The sequence below is a fragment of the Flavobacterium swingsii genome, assembly GCF_900111965.1.
Classification (GTDB): domain Bacteria; phylum Bacteroidota; class Bacteroidia; order Flavobacteriales; family Flavobacteriaceae; genus Flavobacterium; species Flavobacterium swingsii.
Genome location: NZ_FOJT01000006.1, coordinates 85,834 through 98,319, shown reverse-complemented (window position 1 = coordinate 98,319; position 12,486 = coordinate 85,834). Strand labels below are relative to the sequence as shown.

The following is a 12,486-nucleotide window of genomic DNA, read 5'->3' as shown; positions in this document are numbered from 1 at the left end:
TAGACTATGAGCGTTTCTGACAAAAATATTCCTCGCAGACAGCTAACCGTTGAATCGACAAATGAGCTTAGTAAAACACTAAGAAATGCTTTAACTGAAATGCTCAAAGATTCTTGCCCTTGTCATTATCCCAGGTTTAGACACTTTATTAGCTTTCAACACGACAACTATAAAGCTGGACCAGTGTTTTGTGCAGACACAAATTATTTAGTTTCTTCTGCCTGTTCCAACGAAATAGGATTTTTAAAATTAACAGAACGTATTACAGATAATGTTATCGGTGACTATAATGCTGACTTAGTTTACACATGCTCAAAATGCTCAACAGTTTATAAAAGTATTGGAAAACAATATAGCATCAACTTTGAGTTTGAATATATGACTATACTAGTTACAAAATATGGTATTGACATCGGGGCAGACGTAAAAACCCCAATACCATTACTTCAAGGACTTTTTGGTTTTAAAGATGCGGATATTTTATTATGTGCAAAAGAATTTACTTTGGGGACAACTCAACAATTATTTGAGTATTTGACAGAAAAATAAGTCTTAATTTAATCCCAAAAACCTCGACAAGCCGACGGAACATTAATAAATCCAATTTCTTCTACTTTTTTTAAAAGCTAAACCCATTAAAACAAATATTTTTTTTAACTATATTTGAAAATATAAAATTATACGCCATGTTAGTAAAAGTATTTGGAAGTGCCGTTTTCGGAGTAGAAGCCACAACCATAACCGTCGAAGTAAATATAGATAAAGGTGTCGGATACCACCTAGTTGGGTTACCCGATAATGCCATCAAAGAAAGTAGCTACCGCATTGCTGCTGCTCTAAAAAATAACGGTTACAATCTTCCTGTTAAGAAAATTACGATAAATATGGCTCCTGCCGATTTACGAAAAGAAGGTTCAGCCTACGATTTGACATTGGCTATAGGAATTCTTGCCGCTTCAGGGCAAATCAAATCGGAAGAAGTTGACAAATATATTATCATGGGCGAATTGTCGCTCGATGGAAGTTTACAACCCATAAAAGGAGTTTTACCCATTGCCATAAAAGCAAAAGAAGAAGGTTTTAAAGGTTTTTTTCTACCCAAACAAAATGTAAAAGAAGCCGCAATCGTAGCTGGTCTTGATGTATATGGCGTAGAAAATGTACTCGAAGTCATCGATTTTTTTGAAGGAAAAGGAACGCTAGAACCAACCGTCATCAATACTCGTGACGAATTTTATAAGACATTAGATTTCCCCGAATTCGATTTTTCGGAAGTTCGTGGACAAGAAAGCATCAAACGTTGCATGGAAATTGCTGCTGCTGGCGGACACAATATTATTCTAATTGGACCTCCAGGTTCTGGAAAAACAATGATTGCCAAACGATTACCAAGTATTTTACCTCCAATGACGCTTAAAGAAGCATTAGAAACTACCAAAATACACAGTGTTGCAGGAAAAGTAAAAGATGTTGGACTCATGAACCAACGTCCGTTTAGAAGTCCCCATCATACTGCTTCTTCTGTTGCTCTTGTTGGTGGCGGAAGTTATCCACAACCCGGAGAAATTTCGTTGGCACACAATGGTGTTTTGTTTCTTGATGAATTACCCGAATTTAAACGAGAAGTTTTAGAAGTCATGCGTCAACCGCTTGAGGATAGAGAAGTTACTATTTCGAGAGCGAAGTTTACCATAACCTATCCATCATCATTTATGTTGGTAGCCAGTATGAATCCTAGTCCGAGCGGATTTTTTAACGATCCCGATTCTCCAAATACTTCTTCACCACATGAAATGAATCGATACCTGAGTAAAATTTCTGGACCTTTATTAGATAGAATAGATATTCATATAGAAGTGACTCCTGTTCCTTTCGATAAATTGACCGAAAAAAGAAACGGAGAAAGCAGTGTCGAAATTAGAAAACGTGTTACTGCCGCTCGTGAAATTCAAACGGAAAGATTCGAGCTTTTTGACAATATTCATTACAACGCACAGATGAATACCAAACAAATTAGAGAACATTGTGCTCTAGATGAAGCTTCGTTACAGTTACTAAAAACTGCAATGGAAAGACTTAATCTTTCGGCTCGTGCGTTTGACAGAATTCTAAAAGTATCTAGAACTATTGCCGATTTAGAAGCTACAGATAAAGTAAACTCAACCCATATTGCAGAAGCAATTCAATATCGAAGCCTAGACAGAGATGGTTGGTTGGGATAAAATTTCAAATTATTAAAAATAAAAAAGCCTCGATAAATATCGAGGCTTTTTGTGATCGCGCCAGGATTCGAACCTGGGACCTACTCATTAGAAGTGAGTTGCTCTATCCAGCTGAGCTACGCAACCTTAAAAAAATTATTCTGGTGACAACCAAAAGTTGTCGGGGTGGCAGGATTCGAACCTGCGGCCTCCTGCTCCCAAAGCAGGCGCGATAACCGGGCTACGCTACACCCCGAAAGCAAAAAAAGCGGAGAGTAAGGGATTCGAACCCTTGGTACAGTTTCCCATACGCTTGTTTAGCAAACAAGTCCTTTCGGCCACTCAGGCAACTCTCCAATAAAGAATTAAATTCTTTCTTTTAAGCGGTTGCAAATGTAGGGTATCAAACGAATATTACCAACTTTTTGTTTATTTATTTTTATTTTATTTATTTTAAAAATTTAAAACATTTAATAATCAACATTATACAGTAAAACCAAGAGACTTATTTAAAATTAAATAAGTCTCAAATTTAAAAAAAACTTATTAAGAAGTATAAAATCTTTTTAAAATTAGTAAATTCGCAACTGTAATTTAAGAATATTTCAAAAATGAAAAAAGTAGTTATAGTATCAGCAGTTCGTACTCCTATTGGAAGTTTTATGGGAGCATTATCTAGCGTTCCTGCGCCACAATTAGGCGCAATTGCCATCAAAGGTGCATTAAACAAAATAAATCTTGATCCAGCTTTAGTAAATGAAGTGTATATGGGTAACGTAGTACAAGCTGGTGTTGGACAAGCTCCTGCAAGACAAGCGGCTATTTTCGCTGGTTTATCTAACGAAGTAGCTTGTACAACTGTAAATAAAGTATGTGCTTCTGGAATGAAATCGGTTATGTTAGGTGCACAAGCAATTATGTGTGGTGACGCTGAAATCGTTGTAGCTGGTGGTATGGAAAACATGAGTTTGATTCCGCATTATGTTCATTTAAGAAATGGTGTTAAATTTGGACCAACCTCTTTTGCAGATGGTATGCAAAAAGACGGATTGGTTGATGCTTATGATCAACAAGCGATGGGTGTCTTTGCTGATTTATGCGCTACAGAATATAAAATTTCTAGAGAAGACCAAGATAACTTTGCAATTCAATCTTACGAGCGTTCTTCAAAAGCTTGGGATGCTGGGAAATTTGATAACGAAATTGTTCCTGTTAGTATTCCGCAAAGAAAAGGTGATCCAATCGTAGTTTCTAAAGACGAAGAATATACTAATGTAAAATTAGACAGAATTCCAACTCTAAACGCTGTTTTTACTAAAGACGGAACAGTTACTGCGGCAAATGCTTCAACTATAAATGACGGAGCTGCAGCAATGGTATTAATGAGTGAAGAAAAAGCATTAGCAATGGGATTAAAGCCTTTAGCTTACATAAAAGGATATTCAGATGCAGCACAAGAACCAAAATGGTTTACAACTGCTCCTGCAAAAGCATTACCAATCGCTTTGAAGAAAGCTGGTTTATCAACTTCTGATGTAGATTTCTTCGAATTTAACGAAGCTTTTTCAGTAGTAGGATTAGCAAATGCTCAAATTCTTGGCTTAGATAATAATAAAATTAATGTAAATGGTGGAGCGGTTTCTTTAGGCCATCCTCTTGGATGTTCTGGAGCTAGAATAATCGTTACTTTGATAAACGTTTTAGAGCAAAACAATGCTAAGATTGGTGCGGCTGCTATTTGTAATGGTGGTGGTGGCGCTTCAGCAATTGTGATTGAAAGAGCGTAACTAATTAACAATTAAAAAAAATTAACAATTGATAATTGAATCTTTAATTATCAATTGTTAATTATCAATTATAACTGAATGTTTGGAATTTGTAATTTAGCCAATATCCCTTTACGAATAGAGCCTAACGACCGAAGTGAATTGGTTTCGCAGGTTTTGTTTGGCGAACATTTTACTGTTTTAGAAAAAACTCAAAAATGGGCTAAAATCCGTTTGTTTTTTGATGATTATGAAGGCTGGATAGACAACAAACAGTTTGCAACAATTACAGAAGAGCAATTTGAACAATTATCGAAAGATTGTATTGTTTTAAACTCTGATTTGATTGAATACATTACTTCTCCTAAAAATTTATTAATACCTATTCCGCTTGGAGCTTCATTATCTTTCTTGAATTACGAATCGATAAACACCGAGAATTTTTCTTTTGAAGGACTAAAAATAAGTGGTGTAAAACCAAAATCAAACCTTATAAATACTGCTTTTATGTACATGAATGCACCGTATTTATGGGGCGGAAAAACGCCTTTTGGGATTGATTGTTCTGGATTTACACAAATGGTTTATAAGTTAAATGGTTACAAATTATTTCGTGATGCATCGCAACAATCAAGTCAAGGGGAAGCGTTAAGTTTTATCGAAGAAAGTGAACCTGGTGATTTGGCTTTTTTTGACAATGATGAGGGAAATATTATACATGTTGGCATAATTATGGACGATAATTATATCATTCACGCCAGTGGAAAAGTCCGTATTGACAGACTAGATCATCTTGGGATTTATAATGCCGAAGTAAACAAGCACACACACAAACTAAGAGTTATTAAGAAAATTATTTAAATAGTAAATAAATAATTTATGGAAGGAATACCAAATAAGAAAAAAATAATCCTCTTTGACGGTGTTTGCAATTTATGCAATTCGTCCGTTCAGTATGTCATAAAACATGACAAGAAAGATAAGTTTAGATTTGTCCCTATCCAATCCGAATTAGGGCAAAAAATTATAAAACATATTGGAATTTCCGAAAAAAATGTAGATAGTGTTATTTTTTATAAACCCGGAAAAGTCTATTACTACAAATCTACTGCCGCATTAGAAATTGCAAAATGTCTTGGTGGAATTTTTACTTACGCTACTATTTTCAGGATTATTCCATCAGGAATACGAGATGTTTTTTATGATTATATTGCTAAAAATCGATATAAATGGTATGGAAAAAATGAATCTTGCATGATTCCTACTCCTGAATTAAAATCAAAATTTTTAGAATAAAAACAAATTAGTTTTTAACCATTTAAGACATATAAGGTTATTTAAGTTGACTTATTTTAATAAAACCTACATTCATAAAAACAAAAAAACCGAGCCATTTCTGACTCGGTTTTTCTTTTATCTAAAAAAGAATTATTTTACTTCTTCAAATTCTACATCTTGAACATCGTCTCCTTGCGCTTCAGCTTGTGGCTGTGCTTGTTGACCTTGTTCTCCTTGAGCGTACATTGCTTCTGTAGCTGTTTTCCAAGCTGCATTTACATTGTCTAATCCTTTTTGAATCGCTTCTAGGTCTTGAGATTGGTGAGCCATTCTCAATTCTGTCAATGCATATTCGATTGCAGTTTTGTGCTCGTCAGTAATTTTATCTGCCAATTCTTTCAATTGAGTTTCAGTTTGGAAAATTAAACTGTCAGCTTCATTGATTTTTTCAACTCTTTCTCTAGCGATTTTGTCAGCTCCAGCGTTAGCTTCAGCGTCTTTTTTCATTCTTTCGATTTCTTCAGAAGTTAATCCAGAAGAAGCTTCGATACGAATATCGTGAGATTTTCCAGTTCCTTTGTCAGTTGCAGAAACTTTGATGATACCATTAGCATCAATATCAAAAGTTACTTCAATTTGTGGAACACCTCTTGGTGCTGGTGGAATACCGTCTAAGTTGAAACGACCAATAGTTTTGTTATCAACAGCCATAGCTCTTGCACCTTGAAGAACGTGAAGTTCAACAGTTGGTTGAGAATCTGCAGCAGTAGAGAATATTTGTGATTTTTTAGTTGGAATAGTTGTGTTAGATTCGATTAAGATTGTCATAACACCACCCATAGTTTCGATACCTAAAGATAAAGGTGTAACGTCTAATAACAATACATCTTTTACATCTCCAGAAAGAACTCCACCTTGAATAGCTGCTCCGATAGCTACAACCTCATCAGGATTTACTCCTTTTGATGCTTTTTTACCAAAGAATTTTTCAACTTCTTCAACGATTCTTGGAATACGAGTAGAACCTCCTACTAAGATAACTTCGTCAATATCAGAAACAGATAAACCTGCATTTTTCAACGCTTTAGCAACTGGTGCCATAGAACGTTTTACTAATGCGTCAGTTAATTGCTCAAATTTAGCTCTAGTTAATTTTTTAACTAAGTGTTTTGGTCCAGAAGCCGTAGCTGTAACGTAAGGCAAGTTGATTTCTGTTTCAGCAGAAGATGACAACTCGATTTTAGCTTTTTCAGCAGCTTCTTTAATTCTTTGTAATGACATTGGGTCAAGACGTAAGTCAATTCCTTCTTCAGCTTTAAATTCGTCAGCTAACCAGTCAATAATTTCGTGGTCAAAATCATCTCCACCTAAGTGAGTATCTCCATCTGTTGACAATACTTCGAAAACTCCGTCTCCTAATTCAAGAACAGAGATATCAAAAGTACCTCCACCTAAATCGTAAACTGCGATTTTTTGGTCAACACCTTTTTTGTCTAATCCGTAAGCTAATGCCGCAGCAGTAGGCTCATTTATAATTCTCATTACTTTAAGACCTGCAATTTCTCCAGCTTCTTTAGTCGCTTGACGTTGTGCATCGTTAAAGTAAGCAGGAACAGTAATAACTGCTTCTGTAACTGTTTGACCTAAATAGTCTTCAGCTGTTTTTTTCATTTTTTGAAGCGTCATAGCTGACAATTCTTGAGCAGTATATAAACGACCATCAATATCTACACGAGGCGTATTGTTGTCACCTTTTACAACTGAATAAGGTACTCTTTTTGCTTCTTCAGTGATTTCACCAAAAGAGTGTCCCATAAAACGTTTGATAGATGCAATCGTTTTAGTTGGGTTTGTAACCGCTTGTCTTTTGGCAGGATCTCCTACTTTAATTTCTCCACCTTCTACAAACGCAATGATAGATGGTGTTGTTCTTTTACCTTCAGCATTAGGAATTACTACTGCTTCTTGTCCTTCCATTACAGATACACAAGAGTTGGTTGTACCTAAATCGATTCCGATAATCTTTCCCATTTTTATTATATTTAATTATTGAGTAATTCGTTTTTTATAACTTGAGTTGCTATAGTCAAGTTTTGTGCCAATAAAAAAGTAGCTATATAATTGTCAGTTTTATAAGTAATTGGCGCAAAATGATATGACAAGGTGTCATTAAGTGTGCAAAAAAATAAAGGTTATACTAATATTTATTATACATTTGAAAAAATTAATATTTTATGTTTATCAACTTCAAGTATCAAAAAGAATATCTGAATTTATTATTAATATTCGGTTTTTTGACAGTCTTTTTAATATTATTATTGTGTATAAATACATTTTATTCGGCCGATGATTATATTTTTATGAATGCTTTAAATGATAAAGGTATACTTGAAAATTGTATTGAGGGATATTATAAATGGGATGGTCGTATTCTAACTATTGGAGGTTTTCTTCAAGCGTTTTGTCTTAAATATATTCAAGTTGAATACATTACTTTACTTTGGAGTTTTTGTTTCCTAAGTAGTGGAAGTATTATTTTTTATATTGTGATTGAGGAACTAAACATTAGAGAATTAAGTTTTAAATTGAAGGTTTTAATGTCTATTATCACCTGTGTAACACTGTGGATAGGTTCTTACACGCATATTTCTGAAACAATTTATTGGGCAACTGGAGGATTTTATTCGTTTGACTTGCTTCTTGGCGCTATTTGGCTATTACTTTATTTACGATTAAAAAAAATCAAAATCAAAAAACAGCATTTACTTTTGTTTATTATTTTCTCTATTATTGTTGGTGATTCTACACAAAATTTATCTATTGGATTAATAACACTGGTAATTATAGATTTAATATTAATTTTTTTAACCGATAAAAAAGACAATTATTTATTTAGTATAGCAGTATTATTCTCTTTAATTATTGGAATAACTATTATATTGGTTGCACCAGGTAATTTAGCTCGATTAAATTCGATACCAGAATTAAAAGACTCGATTACCCTATTTTCAATTACCAAAGGTTTTATATGGGTTCTTTTATCCTATTTAAAAAGATCTTTTGTACTATTTTTTATTGGTATTTTAGCCGCTTTTGGAATTTATTTTCTAGTTTATCCAAACAATAGTTACCAATCTAAAATTCGTTTTTATATACCCAATACAAAGGAAAAATTATCCTGTTTTTTAAATGATTACAAATGGTTACTTATTGCTATAAGTACCACAACTCCATTTATAATTATGCCGATAATGGCTTCCTACAGAACAACTATTTATTTTATTTTCTTTTTCGAAATATTCATAATTACATCTATTTTAAAAGCAGATAAATCCAAAGAAACAATTCATAAAAATCAAAGTAATTTGTACATCTATTTATTTTCATTTATTTTTTGTACTGTTTTAATTTTTACAATCTTTAATTTAAAAAAAGGAAATACTCTAAAGCAAGAAATTTCAAAACGAGAACAAATTCTTAAAAATTCAAGAGGTAAAATTGTAGAAATAAAACTAATTAATCCCCAACTTCAAAGTCCTTGTTATTATTTTAGTGATTTCAAAATAAGTGACACTAATAATGATTCCGATTTTGTGAAAAATGGTCACGAAAAGTATTTTAAGATAAAAAAGATTATTGTTAAGGAATAAAAAAGTGTGATGATTTATTTAGATTTAGTTTTTTTTAAATTTGAAAAATTTTTCATTAAATATAATAACCGAAATCAAAATCAAAGAATACGAGATAATTTGAATATTTGTAATTTCTTCTTTAAAATAAAAAATAGCCAACAAGAAATTTATCATGGGATTGGTGTACATTAAAATCCCAACTGCCGAAGAATTCATACCTTTCAGAGCAAACAAATTCAAAAATAACGGAATAATTGTAAATAATACTACAATTACAATCATGAGTATATAAAATATTGGTTCTGTAGGAGTTTCTCCGCTGTAAAAAGGGAAAAATGGTGCTATAACTAATGAGGCAATAACCATCTGGACTGTCAATACTACAAATCGATCGAACTTATTGTTTTTTCGTTGACTTATTAAGTATAAGGCGAAAGAAATGGCAATAACTAAGCTGTAAATTAATTCTGTTATCTCTCCATACGAAAGTATTCCGCAACTAATTACACACAAAAACACCGAAAACCACTGCCATTTACTCAACTTCTCTTTCAGAATAAAATAGGCTAAAATTGTAGTTATAATAGGACAAATTAAATACGCAAATGAAGCCGATTTCAAACTAACATGATTGACGGCATACATAAACAGAAACCAATTAAAAATGAGTAAAAACCCACCAAGAATGGTTAGTGACAATGTTTTTATCTTCTCCTTTTTTTCTAAAGTAACGAATGATTGCCAATCGGTTTTTAGCTTTTCTTTTCTCAACAAAAGATTGATGATTAGCAATAATCCCGTCGCATAAAAAACCCTGTAAAACAAGATATCCAATGACGGATAATTGTGTAATGGTTTTAGTGCCAAACTAAAAAATCCCCAAATAACAAAAGATGATAATGCCGATAAGTAATATTTATTGATTTGCATTTTTCTTATTTAGTTAAGGGATTGCTATATAACGTTGGGTAATCGAACTTAGTTTCATCTAGTTCAAAATTCTTGTCATAGCCTTTCCATGGTGAATTGGCGAAGAAATACAACTTACCATCAGATATGGTTGCATTTGCAGGTTCATCAAATTCTGGTCGGTTATTATCTAAAATTTCAGAAGCTATTATTTCATTATTTTGGTTTAAAAAATATTGAATTATTCTGATTGGTTTTACTCCGTTATGAATAGCTAATAATGAGTTTTTATGCCAAAGTAATCCATCAATTCCTTTGACAGTGGTTTGCTTTGAAAAAATTAACCAATTTCTGTCTTTCGGATTTTGCATCGGTATTTTTAAAATTCCTTTCAAATAATCGGCAATAAATAATTGAGATTCGTCCTCATTGAATGTTAATCCTTGCAAGTTGAACGCTTCTTTTTTCAAATCTAACCAAAGTGACATCTTGTCTTTTACTATTTTGTAAATATTGGATTCACCACTATCTGAAACATATACATCTCCATTTTTTGCCACAACCAAATCACCTAAAACGTGATTTCCCTGTAATGGAAAACGTTGCAAAACTTTCTTTGTTTTAATATCAATTTTTAGAACTTCCGATTTTCCTTCCAAGTTTTTATTATAGCCTTTCATTTCTGGAATAGACGAAGCTGCAACCCATACTATTTTTTCATTTTTATCAGCTTTTATAGCAAAAACAGAAAGCAAATCTTTATCCGTAAACCAATCGATACATTTTCCAGTTTTTGCATCAAAAGAAACAATTTTGCGGTTTCGAATACTCGTTACTAACCAAATTTTATTTTTGTTCAAATACAATAATCCTTCTGGATGCAAAGTTTTTTCTGATAATGAAACTACTTTATTTGATGTTGAAACTAAGGTTCCTAATTCTGTTTTTAATGATATTAATTTCTGATATCTTTCTGAGTTTTTAATTGATGCTAAATCATTTTCTGATTCAAAATCAATCTTATTATTCATTAAAAGACATTTTTCTAGGACAGAAATAGCTTCGTCAGTTTTTCCGTTTAAAGCAAAAGCACAAGCTAAATTATAAGTATAAGTTGGGTGTGAAGGTCGTAAACTGTCTAGTTTTTGCGTCAGTTGCAGAAACTGAACAAAATTTTTATTCTGATATGCTTGAACGCTTTGATTGTATGTTTCCTTTTGGGATTGCGCAAAAGAAAAATTAAAAAACAAACAAAATAATATTAGTTTTAAATAAAAGTGCTTCATAGTAAATAAAAAAATCGAAGTAAAAGTAACAAATTACTTTCCTCCGATTTTTTTTATTAATATATATTTAAGAGTTTTCTTAATCAATTAAAATTTGTGTTCGACACCAATTTTATGTCCTTTTATTGCAAAAAACAAAATATACAAATAACAAGGAAGTATAGCAATATAAAAGGCAATATGAAACGGAACTCCTAATCCGCCATGAGATGGCAAATCGCTTAAATAACCATAAATTAAAGGCCAAATAGCACCACCTGCAATACCCATAATCATAATTGCAGAACCAGTTTTGGTGAATTTTCCTAAATGATTAATTCCTAGCGGGAATATTGCTGGCCACATTAATGAGTTTGATAATCCCAATAAAGCAATAAAAATAACGGACAATTGAGAACTTGCCGTTAAAAAAGCCAAAGTGCAAAATACGATTCCTAAAATCGCACAAATACGCAATGCTTTTTGTTGAGAAATGTATTTTGGAATAGTGAAAATCCCCACCACATAACCTACTAACATACTAAACAAAGTCAAAGAAGTTAAGTATTTAGCCGTATCCGGAGCAATTCCTAACGCTTTTCCGTACACTCCAATAATATCTCCAGCCATAACTTCGGCAGCAACATAAACGAAAATACAAAATGCACCTAAAAATAAATGTGGAAATTGAAAGATCGATTTGTGTTTAATCACTTCACCTTTGGTTTCATCAATAATATCTTCTTCAACCTCAACTTCTGGTAAATGAGTGTATTTTATCAATAGAGCAAAAGCACAAAAAATGATAGCCAAAACGATATATGGTGTGTTTACTCTTGATAAAACATCGGCTAATATATTTTCTTTTTCAATTCCGGTTGCATCGGCAATCTTTTTTTCGATTTCAGCAGCATTTTTCAAAAATAACGAACCCATAATTATAGGAACAATCATACCCGCAAATTTGTTGCAAATACCAGCAATACTGATTCTTTTTGCAGCACTTTCTATTGGACCAATAATTATTAGATACGGATTTGCCGCTGTTTGCAATAAGGCTAAAGCAGCTCCTTGTATAAAAATACCTGCTAAAAATAGCGGAAAAGAACGAGTTTCTGCTGCGGGAATAAAAACTAAAGAACCCAAGCCTAATATCAATAAACCAACTATAATTCCGTTTTTAAATCCCGTTTTCTTTAAAATCCATGAAGACGGTAATGCTAAAAAGAAATAAGCAATATAAGAAGCAAAAGTGACGAAAAAAGCTTGCGTATTAGATAAACCAAAAGACAGTTTGAAAAATGGAATCAAAGTACCGTTTGCCCATGTTACAAACCCGAAGATGAAAAATAAAGCGACAATAATTACAAGTGGCTTTGTTGTTTTGTTTGTTTCAGAAGTCATAAATAATGAAATTTAGTTTGATTTAGTTTCT

General features: G+C 32.5%; 10 protein-coding genes and 3 tRNA genes. 6 read left to right on the top strand and 7 right to left on the bottom strand.

What is annotated here, in order from left to right; translation table 11 throughout:
- Positions 1-6: 6 nt before the first annotated feature.
- Positions 7-549: a hypothetical protein gene (locus BM053_RS11140; RefSeq protein ID WP_091477417.1), complete on the top strand. Its 543-nt coding sequence runs from the start codon at positions 7-9 to the stop codon at positions 547-549.
- Between the two features lie 137 nt (positions 550-686).
- Positions 687-2,222, top strand: a complete 1,536-nt coding sequence (locus tag BM053_RS11135; protein ID WP_091477416.1) for a YifB family Mg chelatase-like AAA ATPase — start codon at positions 687-689, stop codon at positions 2,220-2,222.
- A 52-nt stretch (positions 2,223-2,274) separates the two neighbouring features.
- On the opposite strand, the gene BM053_RS11130 is transcribed toward BM053_RS11135, so the two are convergent.
- From BM053_RS11130 to BM053_RS11120, 3 genes are all read right to left on the bottom strand, one after another.
- Positions 2,275-2,348: transfer RNA gene (locus BM053_RS11130), tRNA-Arg, on the bottom strand.
- Between the two features lie 34 nt (positions 2,349-2,382).
- Positions 2,383-2,457 (bottom strand) — tRNA-Pro (locus tag BM053_RS11125).
- Between the two features lie 13 nt (positions 2,458-2,470).
- Positions 2,471-2,557, bottom strand: a tRNA-Ser gene (locus BM053_RS11120).
- 255 nt (positions 2,558-2,812) lie between these two features.
- On the opposite strand from BM053_RS11120, the gene BM053_RS11115 reads away from it, so the two are divergent.
- The 3 genes from BM053_RS11115 (at position 2,813) to BM053_RS11105 (ending at position 5,263) form a co-directional block, all read left to right on the top strand.
- On the top strand, positions 2,813-3,988 hold the full coding sequence (locus BM053_RS11115) for an acetyl-CoA C-acyltransferase (RefSeq protein WP_091477414.1): 1,176 nt from the start codon (positions 2,813-2,815) through the stop codon (positions 3,986-3,988).
- A 78-nt stretch (positions 3,989-4,066) separates the two neighbouring features.
- Complete coding sequence (locus BM053_RS11110) at positions 4,067-4,828, top strand: C40 family peptidase (protein WP_091477413.1); 762 nt, start codon at positions 4,067-4,069, stop codon at positions 4,826-4,828.
- Between the two features lie 18 nt (positions 4,829-4,846).
- A complete protein-coding gene (locus BM053_RS11105) occupies positions 4,847-5,263 on the top strand; it encodes a thiol-disulfide oxidoreductase DCC family protein (protein ID WP_091477411.1) in 417 nt (138 codons plus the stop codon).
- Between the two features lie 132 nt (positions 5,264-5,395).
- Here BM053_RS11105 and dnaK read toward each other — a convergent pair whose 3' ends face one another.
- Positions 5,396-7,276 (bottom strand): molecular chaperone DnaK, encoded by a 1,881-nt coding sequence (dnaK, locus tag BM053_RS11100; protein WP_091477409.1) that lies wholly within the window; start codon positions 7,274-7,276, stop codon positions 5,396-5,398.
- A gap of 203 nt (positions 7,277-7,479) precedes the next feature.
- Here dnaK and BM053_RS11095 point away from each other — a divergent pair, with 203 nt between their 5' ends.
- Positions 7,480-8,895: a DUF6056 family protein gene (locus BM053_RS11095; protein WP_091477407.1), complete on the top strand. Its 1,416-nt coding sequence runs from the start codon at positions 7,480-7,482 to the stop codon at positions 8,893-8,895.
- Between the two features lie 24 nt (positions 8,896-8,919).
- On the opposite strand, the gene BM053_RS11090 is transcribed toward BM053_RS11095, so the two are convergent.
- The 3 genes from BM053_RS11090 to BM053_RS11080 all read right to left on the bottom strand — a co-directional run bounded on the left by BM053_RS11090 (position 8,920) and on the right by BM053_RS11080 (position 12,455).
- Complete coding sequence (locus BM053_RS11090; RefSeq protein WP_091477406.1) at positions 8,920-9,807, bottom strand: EamA family transporter; 888 nt, start codon at positions 9,805-9,807, stop codon at positions 8,920-8,922.
- Positions 9,808-9,812: 5 nt separating this feature from the next.
- Positions 9,813-11,072, bottom strand: coding sequence for a TPR end-of-group domain-containing protein (locus BM053_RS11085; protein WP_091477404.1), 1,260 nt, complete (start codon positions 11,070-11,072; stop codon positions 9,813-9,815).
- An 87-nt stretch (positions 11,073-11,159) separates the two neighbouring features.
- Complete coding sequence (locus tag BM053_RS11080) at positions 11,160-12,455, bottom strand: sugar MFS transporter (RefSeq protein WP_091477402.1); 1,296 nt, start codon at positions 12,453-12,455, stop codon at positions 11,160-11,162.
- Positions 12,456-12,486 lie beyond the last annotated feature (31 nt).

What these genes read in the sequence shown, in the direction of transcription:
- BM053_RS11110 (WP_091477413.1), top strand. Translation starts at nt 4,067, where the DNA reads ATGTTTGGAATTTGTAATTTAGCCAATATCCCTTTACGAATAGAGCCT.
- BM053_RS11080 (WP_091477402.1), bottom strand. Translation starts at nt 12,455, where the DNA reads ATGACTTCTGAAACAAACAAAACAACAAAGCCACTTGTAATTATTGTC.
- BM053_RS11140 (WP_091477417.1), top strand. Translation starts at nt 7, where the DNA reads ATGAGCGTTTCTGACAAAAATATTCCTCGCAGACAGCTAACCGTTGAA.
- BM053_RS11115 (WP_091477414.1), top strand. Translation starts at nt 2,813, where the DNA reads ATGAAAAAAGTAGTTATAGTATCAGCAGTTCGTACTCCTATTGGAAGT.
- BM053_RS11135 (WP_091477416.1), top strand. Translation starts at nt 687, where the DNA reads ATGTTAGTAAAAGTATTTGGAAGTGCCGTTTTCGGAGTAGAAGCCACA.
- BM053_RS11095 (WP_091477407.1), top strand. Translation starts at nt 7,480, where the DNA reads ATGTTTATCAACTTCAAGTATCAAAAAGAATATCTGAATTTATTATTA.
- BM053_RS11090 (WP_091477406.1), bottom strand. Translation starts at nt 9,807, where the DNA reads ATGCAAATCAATAAATATTACTTATCGGCATTATCATCTTTTGTTATT.
- BM053_RS11105 (WP_091477411.1), top strand. Translation starts at nt 4,847, where the DNA reads ATGGAAGGAATACCAAATAAGAAAAAAATAATCCTCTTTGACGGTGTT.
- BM053_RS11085 (WP_091477404.1), bottom strand. Translation starts at nt 11,072, where the DNA reads ATGAAGCACTTTTATTTAAAACTAATATTATTTTGTTTGTTTTTTAAT.
- dnaK (WP_091477409.1), bottom strand. Translation starts at nt 7,276, where the DNA reads ATGGGAAAGATTATCGGAATCGATTTAGGTACAACCAACTCTTGTGTA.